Origin of the sequence: Brevundimonas sp. PWP3-1b1 (assembly GCF_049896065.1) — a bacterium.
Classification (GTDB): domain Bacteria; phylum Pseudomonadota; class Alphaproteobacteria; order Caulobacterales; family Caulobacteraceae; genus Brevundimonas; species Brevundimonas intermedia_B.
On the sequence record NZ_JAFCTO010000001.1, the window covers coordinates 275,287 to 297,693 of the forward strand.

A 22,407-nucleotide genomic window follows, 5' to 3' on the forward strand; every position below is an offset into this window, starting at 1 on the left:
CGAAACCCGCCGTTGACGCGGACGGGGCCGATGCGTCAAATGAACTCACTCAAGGGCAAGCGTTGCTCAAGCGCGCAGCACTTGAAGGCGTTTCGGGGAGGAAACGTCCGCTCTGCAAAGAGCGCGAAAGCCCGCTGCGATGTATCCCCCGCAGCGGGCTTTTTCGTGCCCGAAACCCGGCACACCTCCGAAAAAACTCGATAAATTGTCGATGCGATGTCGAGGTTTCGGCAGGCGATTATCGACATGAAAAAGGCCGGGGCGGACCCCGGCCTTTTCCGTTTATCGAAGAAGCGTCACCTTACCAGAGGCGGACGCGTTCCTCTGGCGTCAGATAGTATTTCGTGCCCGGCTGGACGTCGAAGGCGTCGTACCAGGCGTCCATGTTGCGCACCGGGCCGATGACCCGGAACTGGGCCGCCGAGTGCGGGTCGGTGGCGACCTGCTGCTTCAGGGCTTCGTCACGATACTTCGACTGCCAGACCTGGGCCCAGCCGTAGAAGAAGCGCTGGTCGCCCGTCGCCCCGTCCAGAACCGGCGCCGGCTGGCCGTTCAGTGACAGGTGATAGGCCTCTAGGCCCACCGCCACGCCCGAGGCATCGCCGATGTTCTCGCCCATCGTCAGGCCTGGATTGATGTGATAGCCCGCGATCGGCTCATAGGTCGCATATTGCGCGCCCAGACGCGCGGTCAGGGCCTCGAAATTGGCCTTGTCCTGGGGCGTCCACCAGTTGCGCAGCACGCCGTCGCCGTCGGACTTGGAGCCCTGATCGTCGAAGCCGTGGCCGATCTCGTGGCCGATGACGCCGCCGATGCCGCCATAGTTGACCGCCGCATCGCCGTTCGGATCGAAGAAGGGCGGCTGCAGGATCGCCGCCGGGAAGACGATCTCGTTGTTGGCCGAGTTGTAATAGGCGTTCACCGTCTGCGGGGTCATGCCCCACTCCGACTTGTCGACCGGTTCGTTCAGGCGGGCCAGGTCATAGTTCCATTCGAACAGACCCTTGCGTTCGGCGTTGCCGACCAGGTCGTCGGGGCGGACCTCCAGGCCGGAGTAGTCGCGCCACTTGTCGGGATAGCCGATCTTGACCGTGAACTTGCGCAGCTTCTCCTGCGCCGCCGCCTTGGTCTCGGTCCCCATCCACGTCAGGTTCTCGATCCGGTGCGACAGGGCGGTGCGCAGGTTGGCGACCAGTTCTTCCATCTTGGCCTTGGATTCGGCGGGGAAATACTGGGCGACATAGAGCCGGCCCGCGGCCTCGCCCAGCGAACCTTCAGCAAAGGAGATGGCGCGCTTTTCGCGGGTGCGCTGCTCGGGCTGGCCCGACAGGTCGCGCGAGCGGAATTCCCACTGGGCGTCCGAGAAGCGCTTGGACATCATCGGCGCCATGTCGTCGGCGGTGTGGAAGGCTTCCCAGGCCTGCAACAGCTCAACCGGGGTCTCGGCGTAGATGGCCGCGATCTTTGGCATGGCCGTGTCCTGACGCACGATCAGGCGCGGCACGCCGCCCAGTTCGGCGGCGTCGTAATAGGCCTGCCAGGCGAAGCCCGGCGCGTCCTCGGCCAGCTTGGCGATGGTGAATTCGTTGTAGGTCTTGTCGCGGTTGCGGTTCTCGGCCGGCGACCAGTGGGCCTCGGCGATCTTGCTTTCCAGAGCCACGATCTGGGCGGCGGTCTCGGTCGGGTTGGCCCAGCCGATCATGCCCAGCATGCGCGCGACATAGGCCTCGTACAGGACCTTCTTGTCGGCGAAACGGGCGTCCAGATAGTAGTCGCGGTTCGGCAGACCGATGCCCGATTGGCCCGTCGAAACGACGTAGCGGGTCGGTTGTTTGGAATCGATGGTGATGCCGGTGCCGAAGAAGGACGAACCGAAGCGGCCGACCGTCTGGCCCATGTAGACGGCCATCTTGTCATGGGTGTCGGCGGCGCGGATCGCGGCCAGATAGGGTTGCAGCGGCTGGGCGTCCAGCTGCTCGATGCGCGCCTCGTCGATGTAGGCGCGATAGGCGTCGGCGACCTTGGCCTCGTCCGAACCGGGCGCCAGGTCGGTGCGGTTCGCCAGGCCCAGAACCAGTTCCTTCATGCGGTTGTCCGACAGTTCGCGCAGCAGGGCGAACGAGCCGTAGCTGGTGCGATCCGACGGGATCACCACTTTTTCCAGAGCCGTGCCGTTGGCGTACTGGAAGAAGTCGTCGCCCGGCTTTACCGACGTGTCGCGGCCGGCCATGTCGAAGCCCCAGGTCCCGTAGCGGGGCGCCTCGACGCCTTTCCAGCCCGCCGCCGTCTCTTCGCCCGAGAACAGCGAAACGATCGAGCAGGTCTCGTCGATGCAGGCGTGGTCGTGGCCGACGTCCTGCGCGAAGGCCGCGCTGGCGGGCAGAAGAAGGGCGCCGACAGCAGCGCCGATAAGCAGTCTTTTCATCACGGATTCCTGGAAGACGCCCCTGAAACGGACGGATCGGGCCGGACCCTAGACCCGCGCGGTGAGGTGTCGCCTTAAAAAAAGTTCATGAAAGCCGTGCGACCTCTCGCCACGGCCGGGGGAACAAGGTCACATAGGTGGACACAAGGAGGGCGGATGCACGGTCAGGGCGGGGACTATAAGGATCTGGTGGTCTTTCTGGCCGCCGCCGGCGTCATCGTGCCCCTGGTCAACCGGCTCAAGATCAGTCCCATCCTGGGTTTCCTGGCGGCGGGGGTGCTGCTGGGACCGGACGGCCTGGGCCGGTTCGCGCAGAGCGTGCCCTGGCTGTCGTGGTTGACCATCGGCGATCCGGGGCAGTTGGCGCAACTGTCGGAACTGGGCGTCGCCTTTCTTCTGTTCATGATCGGGCTGGAGCTGTCGTGGGAGCGGCTGCGCGCCATGCGCCGGCTGGTGTTCGGCCTGGGCCTGATGCAGGTCGTGGTCTGCACCGCCGTTCTGGCCTGCGGTTTCCTGCTGATGGGCCAGACGCTGGCCAGCGCCGTGGTGCTGGGCATGGGCCTGGCCCTGTCCTCGACCGCCGTGGTCATGCCGGTCCTGGCCGAGCGCGGCCGGCTGAAGGGGACGGTCGGCCGCTCCACCTTCGCCATCCTGCTGGCCCAGGATCTGTCGGTCGCCCCCATCCTGATCACCGTCACCGTCCTGGCGGCCCTGGCCCAGCAGGGCGGCGCGCTGGACACCGCCGTCCTGGGGCGAGCCCTGTTCACCCTGGTGCCCGCCGCCATCGGCCTGGGGCTGATGGTCCTGCTGGGCCGCGTCGTGCTGCGGCCGATGTTCCGGTCGGTGGCCAAGGCCCGCAAGGTCGATCAGGGCGGCGAACTGTTCGTCGCCGCCTCCCTACTGGTGGTGGTCGGCGCCGGCCTCGCCGCCCAGGCCAGCGGCCTGTCGATGAGCATCGGCGCCCTGCTGGCCGGGGTCCTGCTGGCCGAGACCGAGTTCCGGCGCGAGGTCGAGGTCTCCATCGAACCGTTCAAGGGCCTGTTGCTGGGCGTCTTCTTCGTCGGCGTCGGTCTGGGGCTGGACCTAGACGCCATCGCCGCCGATCCCGTCGGCGTCTTCGGTCTGGCCCTGGCGCTGACGGTCGTGAAGACGGGCGTCATCTTCAGCCTTGCGCGGTTCTGGGGCCTGGGCGCGCGTCCCGCGCTGGAGACGGCCCTGGTCCTGGCCCCGGCGGGCGAGTTCGCCTTCGTCGTCTTCGCCACCGGACTGGTGGAAGGCCTAGCCCCGCCGCAACTGACCAATACCGTGGCCCTGTCGGCGACGGTCAGCATCTTCTCCATCCCCCTGCTAGCCCTGCTGGGTCAGCGGCTGGCGCGTAAGACGGCGCCGGATGGCGAACGCCTGCCCGACCTTCCGCCAGAGGCGATGGACGGGGCCGTGATCATCGTCGGCTTCGGCCGCGTCGGGCGGCTGATCGGCGAGATGCTGAAGGAGCACGACCAGGCCTTCATCGCCCTGGACACCGATCCCGGCATCGTCTCGGCCGGCCGGCGCGACGGCTTCGACGTCTTCTATGGCGACGCCGGCCGCCGCGAGATGCTCCAGCACTGCGGCGTGCACTCCACCCGCGCCCTGATCGTGACCATGGACGCGCCGACCAAGGTGGACGAGGTGGTCACGGCCGCGCGGTCCATGCGTGAAGACCTGATCCTGATCGCCCGCGCCCGCGACGACCAGCATGCCATGCGACTGTATGGTTTGGGCGTCACCGACGCCGTGCCGGAGACGACCGAGGCCAGCCTGCAGCTGGCCGAAAACACCCTGGTCGATCTGGGCGTGCCTATGGGTCTGGTGCTGGCCTCCATCCACGAGCGACGCGACCAGTTCCGCAAGGCTTTCCAGGCGGCGACCCCGATCGAGCGGCGCAATCGCCCCAGCCGGGCGCTGCGCCAGACCGTCCGCCCCGCCCGAGTTGACCCCAACCAAGACTAGGGACTCATACCTACAGTCGAGCAGCGGACCCATTTTCGTCATGGTTCCGTGATGCAAGCGCGGCTTCTGAATTCCTGCATCTTCGGAGCAGCAGCGCCCATCTGTCCCGCCTCTGGACCGAGATATTCACCTGAAGTCGATGGCGGATGCTCCCCCTCATCCGCGACTTAAAGTAGAGTAAAAGCCTGATTTTATGACAGACACCGTCGCCTCCCTCGCCGTCGAGCCCCGCCTGAACCGCCGCCAAGCCGCCAAGATCCGCACGCGGCAAAAGGTTCTCGACGCCGCCCGCTCGCTCTTCGCCGAGCGCGGCTACGAACCCGCCACCATCCGCGACATCGCCAAGGGCGCAGGCATGTCCACCGGCGCCGTTTTCGCCAACTTCCAGGACAAGGCCGAACTGTTCGAGGCTGTTCTGACCGAGGACATGACCCGTCTCGCCGAAGTGGTCGAGGCCGCCGCCCCCAAGGGCGAGCCCGTCCGCCAGCGCCTGGTGACCGCCCTCAGCGCCGGCTACCACTCGTCGCTGGACCAACTGCCCCTGTTCCAGGCCATCGTCGCCCGGTCGTGGTTCCAGCCGCTGGCCGCCGAGATGCGCGCGCGCGCCGCGACCAAGAACCTGCTGCTCGCCATCGGCGGAATCCTTCAGGACGCCGTCGCCAAGGGCGAACTGTCCAAGGACGCAGACATCCGCCTTTTGGTCGAGCTGATCTGGGACGCCTATCTGTCGAACTATCGCCGCGCGGCCTATGACGAATGGGATGCGCAGGCCCTGTCGGACCATATGGGCAAGCAGATCGACGTGATCCTGGCCGGCGCCATCACCGCCAAGTAAGTCGAAGAGAAGCCGCTTTCGAAAAGGCCGGGTCCGCCAGCGCGGGTTCGGCCTTTTTCTTTGCCGTCAGAGACGCCTTTTCAGGGTGACGTAGAAGGCGCCGTTTCCGCCGTGCCGCTGGTGGGCGATGGTGAAGCCCGACACCACGCCACGCAGCGCGGGCGACGACATCCACTCCGCGAAGGCCGAGCGGATGACGCCGCCGCCCATCCGGCCCTGGCCGGTGATGACCAGCACCGCCCGCATCCCGCGCGCCTGGCACGAGGTCAAAAAGCCGCGAAGCTGATCCTCGGCCTCGAACCGGCCGAAGCCGTGCAGGTCGATGCGCGCCTCGATGGGGTCGCGTTCGCGCGACAGCCGCTGCTTGCGACGCGGCTCCAGATCCTCGGGCGCAGGCTTGGAGCGTGGGGGCGAAGGGCGTTTTTCGACCGGGGGCGCGGCGGCGACGCGTTTCGGCGACGACTTGGCTAGCGGACGCGGGCGCTCCATCGGCGTGACGACGATCTCGGGCGGGGTCTCGGCGCCGGGGGTGACGCGGGCGGCCTTGCGCGTTTTCGGCGCCGACACCGATCCGGCGACGCGGGTCCAGATACGACGGTCTTCGGGCGTCAGTCCGTTGTCGTCACGGCTCGGACCCTTTCGCCTCATGCCTCGCCGTCGTCCTCGATGGTGTCGCCCGGACCTGGCTCGTGCGCCAGAAGATCGCCGGGCTGGCAGTCCAGTTCGCGGCACAGGGCGTCCAGGGTCGAGAACCGGACTGCACGCGCCTTGCCCGTCTTCAGGATCGACAGGTTCGCCACCGTCACCCCGACCCGGTCGGCGAGTTCGGTCAGCGACATGCGGCGTTCCACGAGGACGCGGTCGAGCTGGACGCGGATGGCCATGCGGAAAATCCTATTCGAAACGGCTCAGATCGTCAGTTCGGATTCGCGGCGCAGGCGCGCACCCTCGCGGAACACCTCCGCCAGCACGAAGACGATGAGCACGGAAAAGATCGGGGTCAGCAGTTCGCCGAACCCTTGCGGGTCCATGACGCCGGGCGCCAGCCGCTTGGCGACGAAGCCTTGCGCCACCCAGACGCCGCCGGTCACGACCGCGAGCGTCAGACCGATCTGGCGCAGACGGCGCACATTGTCCGGCTGGAACGGATCGCCCATGGTCAGGGTGCGAATGATGCGGCGCAGACTGCGCAGGATCAGCATGAAGCCGCCGAAATAGGCCGTCACGGCGCCCAGACCGAACAGCAGCAGGGTGCGCGTCAACGGCAGTTGCTTGCCGCCGGAATCCCCGCTGACGGTGATGTTCACATTGTCCAGGGGAATGAAGATCGCCGTGGCTGCCAGCAGCAGCAGCAGGCCGGTGATCAGCCAGAGCAGGATATAGGCGACGTCCAGCACCACCTTCAGCACGCTGGAGACCGAACCCGGCCCCATTGCTTTAAGCGGAACACGCAGGGCGCTCAGCCCCTTCAGGGCGCTTGCCTCGCCTCGCTTCAGCGGATTTGGCGGCGTCGGCAGGCGCATGGTCTCTCTGATCTCAGGCCGGGGAAGGCGGGGCGATGGCCACGCGGGGTCCGGCGAACCCGCGCGCGGCTCTATACATCGCGGTCTTCATACAGGTCGTCAAAGCTCTCTTGATCGAAAAAGGCTAGATCAGAAGCCTTGGAACAGAATGACGACCAGGGCGGTCGGCAGGGCGGCGATCAGAACGGTGCTGACAAAAGCAGCGCCGACCTTGTCGAGCCACATCGAGACGTTCATCGTGTGCATGGTGTTTCTCCGTCTTTCCTGTTTGGGCGATTATCGCCCTTTGCATTTGTTAATCGCATGATCGTTTCCGTTTTTGCGGAAGCCATGAACGTTGCGACCTCGTTCCTGACGATCAATAGATACGCCGTGCGGACGGAAAAGGCACGTTACATATCGTTTAACGATATTAAACTTTGGCAATAGACTGTTTCAGGGGCGTGATCGTCGATGAATCTTAAGCTTATCAAGGGGATGCGGCTCGTGGTCGCGACTCATAACCCCGGCAAGGTCCCGGAAATCTCGGCCTTGCTGGACGGAAATTACGAGATCGTCACCGCAGGCCAGTTGAATCTGCCCGAGCCGGACGAGACCGAGACCACTTTCGCCGGCAACGCCATGCTGAAAGCCCGCCATGCGGCCCAGCTGTCGGGCGAGGTTTCGCTGGCCGACGATTCCGGCCTGTCGGTCGCGGCCCTGGACGGGGCGCCGGGCATCTTTTCCGCGCGCTGGGCCGGACCGGGCAAGGATTTCGCCGTCGCCATGAAGAAGGTCGAGGAACGGCTGGAAGAGATCGGCGCGACCGACCGGACCGCCTGGTTCACCTCGGCCCTGGCCGTCGCCTGGCCCGATGGCCCCTGCGTGGTGGTCGAGGGCGAGATCCACGGCCAGCTGACCTTCCCGCAGCGCGGCGACCGGGGCTTCGGCTACGACCCTCTCTTCATTCCCGACGGCGGCGACCTGACCTTCGGCGAGATGGAGCCGGCGGCCAAGGACGCCATCAGCCACCGCACCCGCGCCTTCGCCAAGCTGAAGGCCGCCCTGATTGACTGATCCCCGCGATCCAGGGACCGACATCGGGCTCTACGTCCACTGGCCCTATTGCGCGCGCATCTGCCCCTATTGCGATTTCAACGTCGTGCGCGACCGGGGGCGTAGCGATGAGCAGGCGGGGCTGGTCGAGGCGATCCTGGCCGATCTGCACGCGCAGAGGGTTCTGACCGGCCCGCGACGGCTGGCGTCGATCTTCTTCGGCGGGGGCACGCCGTCGCTGATGGCGCCCGAGGCCGTCGCTCGTATCGTGGCGGCGGCGCGCGACCTGTTCCCACCCGCCGGCGACATCGAGATCACGCTGGAGGCCAATCCCACCGACGCCGAGGCCGGCCGGTTCGCCGCCCTGGCCGACGCCGGGATCAATCGCCTGTCGATGGGGGTTCAGGCGCTGGACGACGTCGCCCTGCGCTTTCTGGGTCGCGACCATTCGGCGGCCGAGGCCCTGCGCGCGGTCGATCTGGCCCGCCGCGCCTTCGACCGCCTGTCCATCGACCTGATCTACGCCCGCCCGGACCAGACGCCCGGCGACTGGGCCGCCGAACTGACCACGGCCCTGGCGCTGGGGTTCGAGCATGTCTCGCCGTATCAGCTGACCATAGAGCCCACGACCGCCTTCGGTCGGGCCTTTGCGCGGGGCACCCTGACGCCGCCGGACGAGGACCGCGCCGCCTCTCTTTATGAAACCACCCAGGCCGTGCTCTCGGCCGCCGGCTTCGACGCGTATGAGGTGTCCAACCATGCGCGCGGCCCGGCCGCCCGGTCGTCGCACAATCTGCATGTCTGGCGCGGCGGCGACTATCTGGGCCTCGGCCCCGGCGCCCACGGACGGCTGACCCTGGATGGCGTCAGGACCGCGACCGTCGCCCATCGCCGCATTGCCGACTATGTCGTGGGGGTCTCGGCCGGCACGCCCTGGTCCGACCGTGACGCCCAGAGCCCCGCCGATGCGGCCGAGGAGCGGTTCCTGCTGGCCCTTCGCACCACCGAGGGCGTGCCTGCATCCCTGCTCTCGGCTCTGGCCATGTCGCCCGTGCGCGCGCCGGTCGCCGACCTGATCGCCGACGGCTTCCTGATGCTGCAAGACGGCCGGCTGATCGCCACCGCACGCGGCCGTCCGGTGCTGGACGGGGTTCTGAAGGCGCTGCTGACCTAACCCTTCCTCAGACCCAGCATCCCCAGCCATCCGCCGCTGGTCAGAAGCGCCACGTCCAGCAGCGCCAGCGGCAGGGGCGTGGACACGGGGGCGGCGATGAAGCGCGAACGCCAGTCCGGCCCGAACTTGCCCTTGTAACTGCGCAAGCCCTGGAAGCCATAAAGCGCCCCGCCTTCCTCGAACACCAGGGCGCCGACACGCGCGAACACCGGGGCGATCCGGCGATCCTCCAGGCCCGCCAGCGGCGCCATCCCCAGGTCGAAACTGGCCAGGCCCTCCGCCTTGGCCCACTGGGCGCAGCGGATGAACAGATAATCCATCACCCCGTGCGGCGCGTCAGGCCTGTGGCGCATAAGGTCCACCGCCGCCTCGTCCGGCGAGGTCAGAAGATTGGCGAACGCCACGATCCGCCCGCCCTCTCGCACCACGGCCAGCGGGGTCAGATCCAGATAGGCGGCGTCGAACCGACCCATGGAGAAAGATTTTTCGGACCCCTCGTGCATGGCCAGCCAGGCGTCCGAAATCTCACGCAGCTCGTGGGCGATGGGTCCGGCCGAGCCGGGCGGCAGCACCTCGAACGACGACCCTTCGCGTTCGGCGCGATTGACGGCCGTGCGCAGGTTCTGCTTGCCCTTGCCCTCGATGGAGAATTTTTCGGCCTCAATCACCGCCGTCTCCCCGACCTTGCGCACTGCCAGCCCCATCGTCGCCAGATCGCCCAGCACCTCTTCGCTGACGGAATAGAAGACTGCGGCGCCGCCATAGCTGTCGGCCATCTCGGCGAACGACCACAGCAGTTCGCGCCGCTCGCTCTTCAGGCCCGCCGGTTCGCCCATGGCGATCCAGCGCCGCCCGCGCACGCGATAGGCCAGAAAGCTCGCCAATGATGGACTGAACATCAGGGCCTTGTCGCCCAGCATGGCCAGCCAGGCCTCGGGGGGCGCCGAGTCCGCCGCCTTGAGCGCCGCCGTCGCGCGTTCGATGTCGGCGGCGCCGGCCGGGCCGTGATTGTGTGCGCCCGGTGAACTCAACAAGGAGCGCCCCGCCACGACCAGCGTCAGGATCGCAAGCACCAGCCCCGCCCGCAGGAAGCCCGACGCCTGACGGTCGCTGAGGAAACGCCACCACAGCTCGTCACTATAGGCCACGTCGCGATAGGCGAAGAAGCCCAGCCACAGCATGGCCGCCACGACTGCCGTCAGAAGCAGCAGCCAACTGGGCCGCAGCGGCTCGCTCAATCTCGACCGACGATTGAAGGCCGACCGGCACGGCGCCAGCAGGGCCGCGACCATCACGAGATTGATCGCCTGCTGCCAATCCAGCCCCTTCAGGATGGAGAACACCGCCCCCGTCGCCAGCACCAGCAGGGCCGCCCAATAGGCGCCGCGCCGACGCCGCCACAGCCCCGCTGACAACAACAGCAACAGGAAGCCGGCGATGCTGGCGACGAAGTGGGACAGATCGATCAGGATTGGAGACACGACCCCGGTCAGCCGACGCAGCCGGTCGTCGAACTCGGGCGTCACCGCCGTTACCAGCATCAAGGCCCCCGCCACGAACGCCACGATGGCGAAGATCTGCGGCGTCAGTTCATAGGCCAGGCCCAGAAGACGGCGGATCAAACCTGAAGCGTGCTTGGGACGGCTGGACAAGCGTGGTCTTTCGAATCGTGATTGCCCGAACATAGACCAAGTCTCGTCCAACCGGGGCGCTCCCAAGGTCATTTCTAGGCAGATGAAACAATCCGTAACGTGGGGAGTATATTGCGGTGCGGGCGTCGGGCCCGCGTAACCGGGGACGTTTTCCCATGACCATCAAGACCGCTCTTCTGGCTGGCGCTGCCGCCGCCTTCATGACCGCCGCGCCGGCTCTGGCGCAAGAAACTACGCCCGCTCCTGCTGCTGCGCCTGCCGCCGCTGCGTCCTCGCAGCAATCGCTCTCGCTCAATCCCGGATCGAGCGTCGCAGGTCCTGACGGCGAACTGGGCAAGCTGGAAGGCGTTCAGTCGAATGCCGAAGGCAAGCAAGAGCTCACCGTTCGCGGCGCCGATGGCCAGCTTCGCGCCGTGCCGCTGAGCGGCATTCGTCAGGAAGGAACCGGCGTGGTCGTGGCCTACACCAAGGCCGAGTTCGACGCCGCCGCTCCTATCGCCGGCGCACCGCCTGCTCCGGCCGCTTCGCCTGCACCGGCTCCGACTTCGGACCCGATGGCCGCGCCGACTACGGAACCGACCGACCCGGCAATGACCGAGCCGGCGACATCCGCGCCGGATGCGGCGACCCCGGCTCCGACCGAGCCGCAGTAAAACAGCCTTTCAAGGTTGAATGACGAAGGGCGGTCGGGTTTCCCAACCGCCCTTTCGTTTGCCTGCAATCGATCAACGACATCGCGCAGCAAAAAGGGCGGCTCTTCCGAGCCGCCCTCTTCGTCTTCAGCCTATTGCCGGATCAAGCGCGACGCTTGACCAGTCCCAGCAGGAACAGCAGCAGGCAGGCGCCAAGGAACGCCACGATCAGGGTGACGAAGTTGAAGCCGCCGACCGGCGTGCCGAAGATGTTGTTGGAGATGAAGCCGCCGAGCAGAGCGCCGATGACGCCGACGATCAGATTCGTCAGCAGGCCGTGATTACGACCCATGACCTTTTCAGCCAACCAGCCGGCGACGATGCCGATGACGAGCCAACCAATGATTCCCAAACCCATGCTGTGGTTCCTTCCTTTAAAAGCCAAGCTGCAGCAGTAAATGCAGCTCGGGCCATACGGTTGCGTCGTCTCTTCACGTTCGCCGCAATATCGCCGAACTCGCCTCGGACGCGATCCGGCACGACGATTGCCGCCATCGACGTGTGTCGTCCCGCATCGGGACAGACGTTGAGACGAGGATCACGGCCATGGCCGCCGACATCGACCTGCATCTGGGCCGCCGCCTGCGTCGCCGCCGGCGTCTGTTGGGCCTGACCCAGCAACAGCTGGCCGTCCAGGTCGGCATCCGCTTCCAGCAGATCCAGAAATACGAATGCGGCGCCAACCGCATCTCGGCCGCCCGCCTGTGGCAGTTGTCCGAGGCGCTGGAAACGCCGGTCGCCTATTTCTACGACGGTCTCGCCGAGGCGTTGGAGAACGACGCGGCCCCGCCCAAGGGCGGCGAAGTCTTCTCGCGCAAGGAGACCCTGGACCTGATCCAGGCCTATTATCAGCTGGACGAACGGCCCCGCCGCCGCCTGCTGGACCTAGCCAAGTCCCTGCACACGGATGTAGCCCCAAGCTGAGACGACCAGGGGCGCCCAAGCCGGCTAAAGCGCGGTAAGGGAGCCTCATGACCGAATACGAAGCCTTCGCCATCGAACTGGCGCGCGAAGCCGCGCGCGTCACCCTGCCCTTCTTCCGCTCGGACATCGGGCATGAGGACAAGGGCGGCGCCGCCGGTTTCGACCCGGTCACCGAGGCCGACAAACAGGCCGAGGCCGCCATCCGCCGCCTGATCGCCGCCCGCTATCCCGACCACGGCGTCATCGGCGAGGAATATGGGCAAGACAGGCCGGACGCCGAAAACGTCTGGGTGCTGGACCCCATCGACGGCACCCGCGCCTTCATCTCGGGCCTGCCGCTGTGGACCACCCTGATCGCCCTGCGTACGGGCGGCAAGCCGACCGTGGGCGTGATCGCCCAGCCCTATCTGGACGAAATCTTCATCGGCGGTCCGTCCGGCGCGCGGCTGCTGCGCGGCGAGACCCAGATGCCGCTCGCCGTGCGGTCCTGCGAGAAACTGACCGACGCCGTCATCTCGACTACCGACCCCGACATCTTCAACGGCGCCGAATTGGGCGCCTGGACCCAGGTCCGCGCGACCGCGCGCCTGGCCCGCCTGGGCTGCGACGCCTATGCCTATGCGATGGTGGCGGCGGGCAAGATGGACCTGGTCGCCGAGACCAGCCTCAAGCCCTGGGACTGGTCCGCCCTGGTCCCCGTCATCGAGGCCGCCGGCGGTCAGGTCGTCAACTGGCGCGGCGCGGCGCCGGACGACAACGGTCAGATCCTCGCCGTCGGCGACGCCCGCCTGATCGACCAGGCCCTGGTGACGCTAAAACGCGCGGCGATCTGAGGACGAGCGAACGCGGCCCTTTCAGAGATTAGGCGACGGCGTCTCCGCCGTCACATCCACCGTCCTGGCCGACGGATCAACGACCGCATCCGCCGTCGGGGCGACCATGTCGGCCATGGCGTCGAACTCGTTCAGGAAGACGGCGCGCAGGTCGTCGGCCTCCATGATGACCTCGTGCTTGGCCCCAGCCACCTCGACGTAGCGGCCGCGCGGGATGCGTTTGGCGGCCCAGCGGTTCGTCTGTTTCCACACCACGTCGTCGGCGTCGGCCTGGACGATGACGACCGGCGCCTTGACCGCCTTCAGCGCCTTGGGCTTCAGCGCCCGCTCGCCGGCGTCCAGCGCAAAGGCCAGCCACCCATAGGTCGGGCCGCCGATGGCCAGGTGCGGGCAGGCATACAGCTGCTGGCGCCACATCTCGTATCGGCTCTCGTCCGAGGTCAGGGCGTCCTCGGCGAAGTTATGGTCGAACGGATCGTCTGGATCGCCCAGGATGTAGTCGCCCGCCTGGCCGTGGCGGATGTTCCAGCGCACCACCAGCTTGACCGACCACATCGACCGCTTGCCGGTCTTGATGCGCAGCATGGGGCTGGACAGGACCGCGCCCGCGAACCGATCCTCGCCGCTTTCGAGGGTCAGCAGATTCAGGCAGGCGCCCATCGAATGCCCCACCATGATCCAGGGCTTGGGGCACTGGTCCTCATAGGCGTTCAGCAGGCGGTTGTAGTCGTCCAGAAACTCCTCGACCGCGCGGGCGTGCCCCTTCAATCGGTCGGGCAGCAGGCGCGCCGACAGACCCTGGCCTCGCCAGTCATGGCTCAGCACGCACCAGCCGCGCGCCAGGAAGTTGCCGATGACCTCGTAGTATTTCTCGATCGGCTCGGTGCGACCGGGGCTGAGCACCACCGTCCCGCGCACCTTGTCCGCGCTCAGGTGCGACGGTTTCCACAGGCCGGCGCGCAGGCGCATTCCGCCCGCGCCGCGGAACCAGTCGCCCTTGCCGCCGGGGGGCGAGGCGGCGCCGGGAACCCCCATCAGGGGGGCGTTGGCGGCGAAGGCTTGGGCGCGGTTCACTCGGGCTTCCTGAACTTCAAGGTCATGCGATCGCTCTCGCCGATCGCCTCGTATTTCGAACGGTCGAAGGCGGGATCGGCCGGCTCGCCGCGCGGCGCCGTCAGACGCGTGGGCGGCAGGGTGTCAACGCCGAACGGATGGTCCTTCGTGTCGGCCTCGTTGGCGTTGATCTCCGACGCCGCAACGAAGACGAAGCCCGCCTCGGCCGCCAGCTGGCGCACGAAGGCCTCCTGGACATAGCCGTTGGCGGCGACGGGATCCTGATCCTCTTCTGGCGACAACCGGTGCTGCTCGATCCCCAATATGCCGCCGGGCCGCAGCGCGGCGAAGGCGTCGGAGAAGGCCTTCTCGACGATGCCCGCCGCCATCCAGCCGTGCAGGGTGCGCATGAACAGACACAGTTCCGCCGTCCCCGCTGCAGCGGTCACCGGACCGGACCCCGCGCCGAAGATCGAAAACTTCGGCTCGCCGTATAGCTTCCTGTCGCCGGAGAAGCGGGCGCGGAAGGCGGCGTTCAGGGCCGCTTGGGCGAGATCGTCAGTGGGGCCTTCGGGGAACAGGGCCGCCACATAGGTTCCGCCGCCCTTGGCAAGATAGGGCGCCAGAATCTCGGTGTACCAGCCGCTGCCGGGCCAGAACTCCACCACCGTCATGCGCGGTTGCAAGCCCAAGAACCGCAGCGTCTCCATCGGATGACGGAAGGCGTCTCGCGCCCGATCGGGTGCGGATCGCCACGGCCCCTCGACCGCCCATTCCAGCGACCCTTCCGACGGGCCGGCGGGCGCAGCCGGAGTTTCCGGCGCCTTGGTCGCTTCCTTGCGCCCGCAGGCGGCGACGCCGGTCAGCGCTAGCCCGGTCGCGCCGCTCAGCAGAAACCGACGCGACACCTCGCCCGCGCTCGCTGGAAAATCAGCCATACAACACTCCCGCAGGACATCGGGCCCCGCGTCCGACAAACCTTGGTGGAACGGGCTTAATCAGGTTCGCGGCGCCGGTCAAAACGCAACGCCCGTTCGAGCCCATTCAGAGCCTATTCCGGCTTGCGGAACCGCAGGGTCATCCGGTCGCTCTCGCCGATGGCGTCGAAGGCGTCCCGTTCCTCGGGCGTCAGTGTGCGGCCCGACGGATCGTTGCGCGCCGCCGACTGGCGGTTCGGCGGCAGGGTCCAGACACCGAAAGGATGGTCGTGATCGTCCTTGGGGTTGGCGTTCAGCTCGCTGCGCGCCTCCAGCACGAAGCCGGCGTTGCGGGCCTCGTGGATGACATAGCTTTCAGGCACATAGCCGGTCGAGGCCACATCGGCGACGTTCAGCCCCTCGGCGCTGCGGTGCTGTTCGACGGCCAGAACGCCGCCTGGCTTCAACGCCTTGAAGAAGGCCTGGAGATAGGGCTGGGTCCGGCCGTTGCGCGACCAGTTGTGGAAGGCGCGCGCCACCAGGATGAAGTCTGCGCTGCCTTCAGCCACGCCCATGTCCTCCAACGGGCGGTTGACGGGCACGTAGCGACCGCCGGTCGCCGCCGCATAGGGTTCCAGGATGTGCCGCCACCAGCTGGCGCCGCCCGGCTCGATCTCCACCACGGTCATGCCCGGCGTCAGGCCCCAGAAGGTCAGGGATTCGTAAGGGTGGCGATAGACGTCGCGCGCGCGGTCGGCGGCGGGCCGGGTCTCGGCGGCGACAGCGGCCTGCAAGGCCGTGTCCTCGGCGAAGGTCGGCAGGGCGCTGGACAGGGCCGAGCGCGGCGGCGTCCACGCCCCTTCGGTCTGGGGCGACTGTTGGGCGACGGCGGGGGCGACGGACAGCAAGACGGCGGCGAGGCCAAAGACGGCAGGGCGCATGATCAGGGGCTCCGGGTTCAGGTCCTTCTCCATAGGCAGACGCGGCGCCCGAGCAAATGACGTTCACGAGACGCCGGCCAATTTGACGCAACCCGTTTCGTCACGTCGCGCCCCTTGACGCGGTTTTGCAGGTCACCATCTCTTCTCCCGAGAGCGCCGATTTCGGGTTCTCCAGACTGACGACGCCGGTTTCGGGTCGTCGGACTGCATCCCTACCGTCCGGGCCAAACCGCCGGGCGGCTCAACCTTGCTGATCCTCAGGAGGATGCTGATGCGTACCTATGATTTCACCCCGTTGTACCGTTCGGCCGTCGGCTTCGACCGTCTGGCCAATCTGCTGGAAAGCGCCTCGCGCACGACCGGCCAGGACACGGGCTATCCGCCCTACAATATCGAGACCACGGGCGAGAACGCCTATCGCATCGAGATCGCCGTCGCCGGCTTCGGCCCTGACGAGCTGAATATCGAGGTGAAGGAAAACCTTCTCACCGTGACCGGCCGCAAGACCGCCAACGACGATGCCGCGACACAGAAGACCTATCTGCACCGCGGCTTGGCCGAGCGCGATTTCGAGCGCCGCTTCCAACTGGCCGACTATGTCGTCGTCACCGACGCGAACCTGGTCAACGGCCTGCTGTCGATCGCTCTGAAGCGCGAACTGCCCGAGGCGCTGAAGCCCCGCCGCATCGAGATCGGCGCCGGCCAGCCGTTGATCGAAGGCAAGGCTGAAAAGAAGGCCCAAGCGGCCTAAGCCGTTTCAAGGCGAACTATAAAAGGGCGGCGTTCGCGCCGCCCTTTTTCTATGACGCCAGATGCGAAAAGGCGGCGACGACCTGTTCATAGGCAGGCCGTTTGAACGGCACGATCAGGTCGCAGGCGTCCGACAACGGACCCCAGCGCCAGGCGTCGAACTCGACATCGTCGTCGGCCGCCAGATCGATCTCGGCCTCGTCGCCGGTGAAGCGGAAGGCGAACCACTGCTGCTTCTGACCCTTGAAGCCGCGCCAGGCCTTGGCGTTGTTCATGGCCTCGGGCGGAAAGTCGTACAGGATCCAATCGTCCGTCCGCGCCAGGAGCTGGACAGATATCACGCCCGTCTCCTCGCGCAGTTCGCGCCGGGCGGCCGCTTCCAGATCCTCACCCGCATCGACGCCCCCTTGCGGAAACTGCCAGTTATGCGGGCCGGGCGTGGCGTGGCGCTGGCCGTACCAGACCAGGCCGTCGCGGTTGAACAGCACGACCCCGACATTGGGCCGATAGGCGTGGAGATCGGACACTAGCGCCCCGGCCGCATCGACATGGACGAGGCGGGCGCCAGTTGCAGGCCGCGCTGTTCCAGACCGGCGGTCCAGCGGGCGGCGGCCTCGACCGTCACAGGATAGCTGAAGCCGGTTCCCAGGGCAGAGCCGCGCAGCTTGGCCTGGGCTTCCAGGCTGTTCAGCGAGGCGATGATGGCGGCCGGCGACTGGGTCCGGTCGATGACGCGATCCGCGCTGGCCCGCGCCCAGGCGCCCGGCCGGCGCTGGAACGAACCGTCGTCCAGGAAGGCGACTCCGCGCTGGCGCAGGATGCCCAGGAAGGCGTTCATGCCCGCATCCGAGCTTGAGAAGCGGTCGCCCAAATAGTTGGTCACGCCGAAATAGCCGGTGGCCCGGCCCAGCAGCCAGTCCATCTTGGCGCCCACGTCATCCGCGCCGCCGTCGGCCAGCAGCGTATAGGGGCCGGGATCGTTGTCGGGATAGCCGGTCGGCTCCATCGGCATTTCCAGCATGACCTCGTGGCCCTGCGCACGCGCCTGGTCGATCCAGGATTGCAGGTTGTCGGCATAGGGAACGAAGCTGAGCGTCACTTCCGGCGGCAGGCGTTCGATAGCCGCGCGGGTCGTCACCGCATTCAGGCCGAGACCGCCTACGATCAGCGACACGCGCGGCTTGCCGTTGGGGCGGAACGGACGGGCATAGGCCTGGGCCGGGACGCGGCCGTCAGGCGCGATCATCGGCAAGGGACCATTAGAGCCGGGCTGAGACAGGCCCGCGATGGGGGCCTTGGCCAGGGGCGAGGCCGCATGGACCGGGGCGCTGATGGGCGCGCCCTGGCCCGACACGCTGCCGCCGTCCGGCAGGGTGATGACCGCATCGCCGCCCGCCGCCGGATCGCCGCCGCCCGCGAGATTTTGATAAAGCCCCATCGCCCCCATGGAGAAGGCTTCGAACCCGGTGGGCGCGACCGTTGGAGCTTGCGGGACCGGGGCTTCGCGCTCCAGCGCGACATGGGCCGACGGCGTGCCGGCCTTGGGATCGCCCAGCACCATCAGGAACAGGGCGCTGGTGCTCAGCAGGAACAGCCCGGCCAGGCCCGCCACGACCGGCGGCTTCTTCAGGGCGTTGATGACGGGCGTCAGGCTCGGGCCGTCCTTTGCGCGCGGAGCGGCTCCGGCGGCGGCGGCGAGGGCGGATTGGCGTTTGGCGAACATGGGCACGGGCGGAACCGATCTGGAATCCTACGCCGACATCATCGCCCCGCGCCGGTTAAGAAACCCTAACGGCGGGTTCACCATGAACGCTGCGGGTATCTCTGCGGGCGGCTGTCACGGATCGTGCGTTGACGCGGGCGCATTCGCACTTCCAGATGCCGATCTCCCCGTGCCGACCAAGGATATTCTACATGATGAGCCCCGCCGCCGACGACGCCTTGCGCGACGAAGTCCGACTGCTGGGCGGTCTTCTGGGCGACATCATCCGCGACGAGGGCGGACAGGCCCTGTTCGACCACGTCGAGGCGGTGCGTCAGGCCTCCATCGCCTATCACCGCGACCCGGCCTCGCATCCGGCCAAGCGGTTGGAGAAGCTATTGACCGCCATGTCGGTGGATCAGGCGGCTGGCCTGGCGCACGGTTTCGCCCTGTTCTCGCTGCTGGCCAATATCGCCGAGGACCGCTCGACCCGCAGGCGGGCCCAGAGCCAGGCCGAGGCCGGCGCTCGCCCCGATACGCCCGAAGGCGCGCTGAAGCGTTTGGCCGATCAGGGCGTGGATCGCGAGGCCGTGCGTGCCCTGCTGGATCAGTCCCTGATCTCGCCCGTCCTGACCGCCCACCCGTCCGAGGTCCGGCGCAAGAGCGTCATCGACCGGATCGCCGCCATCACCGACCTGCTCGACGCCTGCGACAAGGCCGGCGACGCCTGCACGCTCGACGCCGTATCCGAGCCGCTGCGCCGCCAGATCGTCATCCTGTGGGCCACGCGTCTGGTGCGTACCCAGGGGCTGGTGGTGCAGGACGAGATCGACACCGTCGTCTCCTTCCTGGAACGCATCTTCCTGCACGTCGCGCCCAAGCAGCTGGCGGCCTGGCGGCGCCTTCTGGACGCGCCTGACCTCAAGCCCTTCATGCGGGTCGGCACCTGGGTCGGGGGCGACCGCGACGGCAATCCGAACGTGGACGCCACGGTCATGACGGCCGCCTTCCGCACCCAGGCGCGGGCCGTATTGACCTTCTATCTGGACGAGGTCCACGCCTTGGGCGCCGAGCTCAGCCTCGCCGCCGAACTGGCCCAGGTCTCACCTGAACTTCAGGCCTTGGCCGACGCCGCCCACGACCCCTCGCCCCACCGCGCCGATGAGCCCTATCGCCGCGCCCTGACCGGCGTCTATGCCCGGCTCGCGGCCACGCATCAGAAGCTGGGCGAAGCGCCCGCCCCACGTCGTCCCGCCGTCGAGGCCCAGCCCTATCCCGGTCCCGACGCCTTTGAGGCCGATCTGAAGACCCTGCACGACAGCCTGGTCTCGCACCACGGCGGCGTGTTCGCCGACGACCGGCTCAGCGACCTGATCACGGCGGTCGAGGTGTTCGGCTTCCACATGGCGACCCTGGACATGCGCCAGAACGCCGACGTCCACGAACGCGTCGTCGCCGACCTGCTCAAGGTCGCCGGCGTCCAGTCCGACTATCTGGCGCTGGACGAGGAAGGGCGACTGAAAGTCCTGGCCGAGGAATTGGCCTCGTCGCGCCTGCTGTTCAGCCCCTATGCCGACTACGAGGCCGTGACGCTGAAGGAACGCGCCATCCTTCAGGCGGCGGCGACCGCGCTCGCCGCCTTCGGGCCCCAGGCCATCCGCACCCATATCGTGTCCAAGACCGACGCGGCCTCGGACCTGCTGGAGGTCTATCTGCTGCTCAAGGAGGTCGGTCTCTATCGGCCGGAAGACCCCGCCGCCTGCCCGATCCAGGCCGCGCCCCTGTTCGAGACCATCGAGGATCTGCGCGCCGCCCGCCCGACGCTGGAGCGTCTGCTTCAGGAACCGTCCGCCCTCGCCGTCGCCAAGGCGCGGGGGGTGCAGGAGGTGATGATCGGCTATTCGGACTCCAACAAGGACGGCTCCTATCTGACCTCGGGCTGGGAACTGCACGAAGCCTCGCGCGCCCTGGTCGAGGTGACGCAGACGCACGGCCTGAAGCTGCAACTGTTCCACGGGCGCGGCGGCACGGTCGGGCGCGGCGGCGGCTCGTCATTCGCCGGCGTGCTGGCCCAGCCGGAAGGCACGGTCCAGGGCCGGATACGCACCACCGAACAGGGCGAGGTCATCGCCAACAAATACGGCGAGCCCGAGATCGCCCTGCGCAATCTGGACGCCTTGACCTGCGGCGCCATGCTGGCCTCGCTGGGCAAGGGAACGGATCACGCCTTCACCGCCGAACACGGCGCCACCCTGTCGGACCTGTCGGCCCGGTCAATGGCCGCCTATCGCAAGCTGGTCTATGAGACCGACGGCTTCGTCGACTATTACCGCGCCGCCACCCCCATCGCCGAGATCGCCGATTTGAAGATCGGCTCGCGCCCGTCGTCGCGCACAGCCTCGACCCGGATCGAAGATTTGCGCGCCATTCCCTGGGTGTTCAGCTGGTCGCAGAGCCGGGTCATGCTGCCGGGCTGGTTCGGCTTCGGCTCGGCCGTGCAAGACCAGGACATGGGCCAGCTGAAGGCGATGGCCGAGGCCTGGCCCTTCTTCAAGACCCTGGTCCAGAACATGGAGATGGTCATGGCCAAGTCCGACATGACCATCGCCCGCCGCTACGCCACCCTGGTCCCCGACGCCTCTCTGGCGTCGCGGATCTACGGCGAGATCAGGGAGGAGTGGCAGCGCACCCATGACGCCATCCTGGCCATCACCGGCCACGACCAACTGCTGGGCGGCCAGCCGGAGCTGGACCGGCTGATCCGCCTGCGCATGCCCTATGTCGAGCCGCTGAACCACGTCCAGATCGAGCTGATCCGCCGCCGCCGCGCCGGCGACGACGACCCCCGCGTCCGCGAAGGCATCCTTCTGGCCATCAACGGCGTGGCGGCGGGATTGAGGAATAGCGGGTGACTACAGCCACTTCGTCCGCTTGAACGTCACGTACAGGCCCGCGCAGATGGCGGCGATGACGCCCAGGACCGCATAGTATCCATATTCCCACCGCAGCTCGGGCATGTGCTCGAAGTTCATGCCGTAGATGCCGGCGATGGCGGTCGGCACGGCCAGGATGGCGGCCCAGGCGGCCAGCTTGCGTGTGATCAGGCCCTGGCGTTGCTGCTCCAGCAGGTTGGCGACCTCGAACACCGACGACAGGATGTCGTTCAGCCCACCCAGCCGGCTGTTCACCCGTCGCACATGGTCGCTCACGTCTCTGAAATAGGGCCGCACGTCGGGATCGATACAGGGCATGTCCAGCGACTGCAGGCGCCCCAGCACCTCCTCCATCGGCCCCAGGATGCGCCGGAACTTCAGCAGTTCGCGGCGCAGGGTGAACAGGCGCCGGATCTCGACCCGCGACAGGAAGGCGTCCAGCGTGCGCTGCTCCATCTCCAGCACGCTGTCCTCGGCGTCGTCGACGATGGGAGCATAGGCGTCGACGATGAAGTCCAGAATGCCGTGCAGGACAAAATCCGGCCCCTTCTTGAGTTGTAGCGGCGACGCCTCCAGCTGCGCCCGCAACAGATTGTGCGCCCGCGCCGATCCGTGGCGGATGCTGACCACGTGGTCGTCGCCGACGAAGACGTGGGTCTCGCCATAGGCGATGCGATCGTCGATCTTCAGCGCCGTGCGGGCGACCACGAACAGTTCGCGGCCATAAACCTCGACCTTGGGCATCTGGTGCGCGGCCAGGGCGTCCTCGACCGCCAGCGGGTGAAGCTTGAACCGTTCGACCAGGACATCGATCTCGGCGTCCGTCGGATCATACAGGCCCACCCAGACGAACTCTCCCGGTTCGAGCGCCAGCCCCTCGGGCGTCAACGGCGCCTCGCGCACGCGCTGGCCGTCGCGATAGACGTAGGAGGCGACGACGGTCATGCAGGTTCCTGATCTACGCGGGTCTCGACCTGCTCTAGGCCAGCTTTCGCACAAACGAAACGGCCGGCGGATCGCACCGCC

Annotated in this window: 21 protein-coding genes; 9 read left to right on the forward strand and 12 right to left on the reverse strand. The window is 67.3% G+C overall.

Annotated features, from left to right (window positions below; genetic code table 11):
- Window positions 1-301: 301 nt before the first annotated feature.
- Window positions 302-2,425, reverse strand: coding sequence for a M13 family metallopeptidase (locus ACP69V_RS01365; protein ID WP_426022355.1), 2,124 nt, complete (start codon window positions 2,423-2,425; stop codon window positions 302-304).
- Window positions 2,426-2,581: 156 nt separating this feature from the next.
- On the opposite strand from ACP69V_RS01365, the gene ACP69V_RS01370 reads away from it, so the two are divergent.
- Both ACP69V_RS01370 and ACP69V_RS01375 read left to right on the forward strand, forming a co-directional pair.
- Window positions 2,582-4,417, forward strand: a complete 1,836-nt coding sequence (locus ACP69V_RS01370) for a cation:proton antiporter (RefSeq protein WP_426022356.1) — start codon at window positions 2,582-2,584, stop codon at window positions 4,415-4,417.
- Window positions 4,418-4,610: 193 nt separating this feature from the next.
- Window positions 4,611-5,252, forward strand: coding sequence for a TetR family transcriptional regulator (locus ACP69V_RS01375; RefSeq protein ID WP_426022357.1), 642 nt, complete (start codon window positions 4,611-4,613; stop codon window positions 5,250-5,252).
- A gap of 66 nt (window positions 5,253-5,318) precedes the next feature.
- Here the strand turns inward: ACP69V_RS01375 and ACP69V_RS01380 are convergent, their stop codons facing one another.
- The 3 genes from ACP69V_RS01380 to ACP69V_RS01390 are packed head-to-tail and all read right to left on the reverse strand — an operon-like array spanning window position 5,319 to window position 6,775.
- The gene (locus tag ACP69V_RS01380) at window positions 5,319-5,900 is read right to left on the reverse strand and encodes a Smr/MutS family protein (protein WP_426022358.1); all 582 of its coding nucleotides are present in this window, start codon (window positions 5,898-5,900) and stop codon (window positions 5,319-5,321) included.
- Window positions 5,897-6,136: a helix-turn-helix domain-containing protein gene (locus ACP69V_RS01385; RefSeq protein ID WP_017504942.1), complete on the reverse strand. Its 240-nt coding sequence runs from the start codon at window positions 6,134-6,136 to the stop codon at window positions 5,897-5,899. The genes ACP69V_RS01380 and ACP69V_RS01385 overlap by 4 nt, the downstream gene beginning before the upstream one ends.
- Window positions 6,137-6,160: 24 nt before the next feature.
- A complete protein-coding gene (locus tag ACP69V_RS01390) occupies window positions 6,161-6,775 on the reverse strand; it encodes a DUF2975 domain-containing protein (RefSeq protein ID WP_426022359.1) in 615 nt (204 codons plus the stop codon).
- Window positions 6,776-7,228: 453 nt separating this feature from the next.
- On the opposite strand from ACP69V_RS01390, the gene rdgB reads away from it, so the two are divergent.
- Window positions 7,229-7,831, forward strand: a complete 603-nt coding sequence (gene rdgB / locus ACP69V_RS01395) for an RdgB/HAM1 family non-canonical purine NTP pyrophosphatase (RefSeq protein WP_426022360.1) — start codon at window positions 7,229-7,231, stop codon at window positions 7,829-7,831.
- Entirely contained in the window at window positions 7,824-8,984 is a 1,161-nt protein-coding gene (gene hemW, locus ACP69V_RS01400) for a radical SAM family heme chaperone HemW (RefSeq protein ID WP_426022361.1), read from the forward strand. Before rdgB ends, hemW begins: the two co-directional genes overlap by 8 nt.
- Here the strand turns inward: hemW and ACP69V_RS01405 are convergent.
- Window positions 8,981-10,606, reverse strand: coding sequence for a GNAT family N-acetyltransferase (locus ACP69V_RS01405; RefSeq protein WP_426022362.1), 1,626 nt, complete (start codon window positions 10,604-10,606; stop codon window positions 8,981-8,983). The two genes, hemW and ACP69V_RS01405, sit on opposite strands and share 4 nt — an antisense overlap.
- 185 nt (window positions 10,607-10,791) lie before the next feature.
- Here ACP69V_RS01405 and ACP69V_RS01410 point away from each other — a divergent pair, with 185 nt between their 5' ends.
- Window positions 10,792-11,289 carry a hypothetical protein gene (locus ACP69V_RS01410; protein ID WP_426022363.1) on the forward strand — a complete coding sequence of 166 codons (498 nt, stop codon included), beginning with the start codon at window positions 10,792-10,794 and terminating at the stop codon, window positions 11,287-11,289.
- Window positions 11,290-11,431: 142 nt separating this feature from the next.
- Here ACP69V_RS01410 and ACP69V_RS01415 read toward each other — a convergent pair whose 3' ends face one another.
- Window positions 11,432-11,686: a GlsB/YeaQ/YmgE family stress response membrane protein gene (locus ACP69V_RS01415; protein WP_055754335.1), complete on the reverse strand. Its 255-nt coding sequence runs from the start codon at window positions 11,684-11,686 to the stop codon at window positions 11,432-11,434.
- A gap of 179 nt (window positions 11,687-11,865) precedes the next feature.
- On the opposite strand from ACP69V_RS01415, the gene ACP69V_RS01420 reads away from it, so the two are divergent.
- Window positions 11,866-12,252, forward strand: coding sequence for a helix-turn-helix domain-containing protein (locus tag ACP69V_RS01420; protein ID WP_426024014.1), 387 nt, complete (start codon window positions 11,866-11,868; stop codon window positions 12,250-12,252).
- Window positions 12,253-12,299: 47 nt separating this feature from the next.
- Window positions 12,300-13,085, forward strand: a complete 786-nt coding sequence (gene hisN / locus ACP69V_RS01425) for a histidinol-phosphatase (RefSeq protein ID WP_426022364.1) — start codon at window positions 12,300-12,302, stop codon at window positions 13,083-13,085.
- Between the two features lie 21 nt (window positions 13,086-13,106).
- Here hisN and ACP69V_RS01430 read toward each other — a convergent pair whose 3' ends face one another.
- From ACP69V_RS01430 to ACP69V_RS01440, 3 genes are all read right to left on the reverse strand, one after another.
- Window positions 13,107-14,159: an alpha/beta fold hydrolase gene (locus ACP69V_RS01430; protein ID WP_426022365.1), complete on the reverse strand. Its 1,053-nt coding sequence runs from the start codon at window positions 14,157-14,159 to the stop codon at window positions 13,107-13,109.
- A complete protein-coding gene (locus tag ACP69V_RS01435; protein ID WP_346495666.1) occupies window positions 14,156-15,076 on the reverse strand; it encodes a methyltransferase in 921 nt (306 codons plus the stop codon). Before ACP69V_RS01435 ends, ACP69V_RS01430 begins: the two co-directional genes overlap by 4 nt.
- A gap of 113 nt (window positions 15,077-15,189) precedes the next feature.
- Window positions 15,190-15,996: a class I SAM-dependent methyltransferase gene (locus ACP69V_RS01440; protein ID WP_426022366.1), complete on the reverse strand. Its 807-nt coding sequence runs from the start codon at window positions 15,994-15,996 to the stop codon at window positions 15,190-15,192.
- A gap of 271 nt (window positions 15,997-16,267) precedes the next feature.
- On the opposite strand from ACP69V_RS01440, the gene ACP69V_RS01445 reads away from it, so the two are divergent.
- Window positions 16,268-16,747 carry an Hsp20 family protein gene (locus ACP69V_RS01445; protein ID WP_426022367.1) on the forward strand — a complete coding sequence of 160 codons (480 nt, stop codon included), beginning with the start codon at window positions 16,268-16,270 and terminating at the stop codon, window positions 16,745-16,747.
- Between the two features lie 49 nt (window positions 16,748-16,796).
- Here ACP69V_RS01445 and ACP69V_RS01450 read toward each other — a convergent pair whose 3' ends face one another.
- On the reverse strand, window positions 16,797-17,273 hold the full coding sequence (locus ACP69V_RS01450) for an RNA pyrophosphohydrolase (RefSeq protein WP_426022368.1): 477 nt from the start codon (window positions 17,271-17,273) through the stop codon (window positions 16,797-16,799).
- Window positions 17,273-18,469 (reverse strand): divergent polysaccharide deacetylase family protein, encoded by a 1,197-nt coding sequence (locus ACP69V_RS01455; protein WP_426024015.1) that lies wholly within the window; start codon window positions 18,467-18,469, stop codon window positions 17,273-17,275. Before ACP69V_RS01455 ends, ACP69V_RS01450 begins: the two co-directional genes overlap by 1 nt.
- A gap of 191 nt (window positions 18,470-18,660) precedes the next feature.
- On the opposite strand from ACP69V_RS01455, the gene ppc reads away from it, so the two are divergent.
- On the forward strand, window positions 18,661-21,360 hold the full coding sequence (gene ppc, locus ACP69V_RS01460; RefSeq protein WP_426022369.1) for a phosphoenolpyruvate carboxylase: 2,700 nt from the start codon (window positions 18,661-18,663) through the stop codon (window positions 21,358-21,360).
- Here ppc and ACP69V_RS01465 read toward each other — a convergent pair whose 3' ends face one another.
- Complete coding sequence (locus ACP69V_RS01465; protein ID WP_135194013.1) at window positions 21,361-22,326, reverse strand: magnesium and cobalt transport protein CorA; 966 nt, start codon at window positions 22,324-22,326, stop codon at window positions 21,361-21,363.
- Between the last annotated feature and the right edge of the window lie 81 nt (window positions 22,327-22,407).

Bases quoted from the DNA above. Each gene is read 5' to 3' on its own strand.
- ACP69V_RS01365 (WP_426022355.1), bottom strand. From the start codon at position 2,425: ATGAAAAGACTGCTTATCGGCGCTGCTGTCGGCGCCCTTCTTCTGCCC.
- ACP69V_RS01370 (WP_426022356.1), top strand. From the start codon at position 2,582: ATGCACGGTCAGGGCGGGGACTATAAGGATCTGGTGGTCTTTCTGGCC.
- ACP69V_RS01375 (WP_426022357.1), top strand. From the start codon at position 4,611: ATGACAGACACCGTCGCCTCCCTCGCCGTCGAGCCCCGCCTGAACCGC.
- ACP69V_RS01380 (WP_426022358.1), bottom strand. From the start codon at position 5,900: ATGAGGCGAAAGGGTCCGAGCCGTGACGACAACGGACTGACGCCCGAA.
- ACP69V_RS01385 (WP_017504942.1), bottom strand. From the start codon at position 6,136: ATGGCCATCCGCGTCCAGCTCGACCGCGTCCTCGTGGAACGCCGCATG.
- ACP69V_RS01390 (WP_426022359.1), bottom strand. From the start codon at position 6,775: ATGCGCCTGCCGACGCCGCCAAATCCGCTGAAGCGAGGCGAGGCAAGC.
- rdgB (WP_426022360.1), top strand. From the start codon at position 7,229: ATGAATCTTAAGCTTATCAAGGGGATGCGGCTCGTGGTCGCGACTCAT.
- ACP69V_RS01410 (WP_426022363.1), top strand. From the start codon at position 10,792: ATGACCATCAAGACCGCTCTTCTGGCTGGCGCTGCCGCCGCCTTCATG.
- ACP69V_RS01415 (WP_055754335.1), bottom strand. From the start codon at position 11,686: ATGGGTTTGGGAATCATTGGTTGGCTCGTCATCGGCATCGTCGCCGGC.
- hisN (WP_426022364.1), top strand. From the start codon at position 12,300: ATGACCGAATACGAAGCCTTCGCCATCGAACTGGCGCGCGAAGCCGCG.
- ACP69V_RS01435 (WP_346495666.1), bottom strand. From the start codon at position 15,076: ATGGCTGATTTTCCAGCGAGCGCGGGCGAGGTGTCGCGTCGGTTTCTG.
- ACP69V_RS01440 (WP_426022366.1), bottom strand. From the start codon at position 15,996: ATGCGCCCTGCCGTCTTTGGCCTCGCCGCCGTCTTGCTGTCCGTCGCC.
- ACP69V_RS01445 (WP_426022367.1), top strand. From the start codon at position 16,268: ATGCGTACCTATGATTTCACCCCGTTGTACCGTTCGGCCGTCGGCTTC.
- ACP69V_RS01455 (WP_426024015.1), bottom strand. From the start codon at position 18,469: ATGTTCGCCAAACGCCAATCCGCCCTCGCCGCCGCCGCCGGAGCCGCT.
- ppc (WP_426022369.1), top strand. From the start codon at position 18,661: ATGATGAGCCCCGCCGCCGACGACGCCTTGCGCGACGAAGTCCGACTG.
- ACP69V_RS01465 (WP_135194013.1), bottom strand. From the start codon at position 22,326: ATGACCGTCGTCGCCTCCTACGTCTATCGCGACGGCCAGCGCGTGCGC.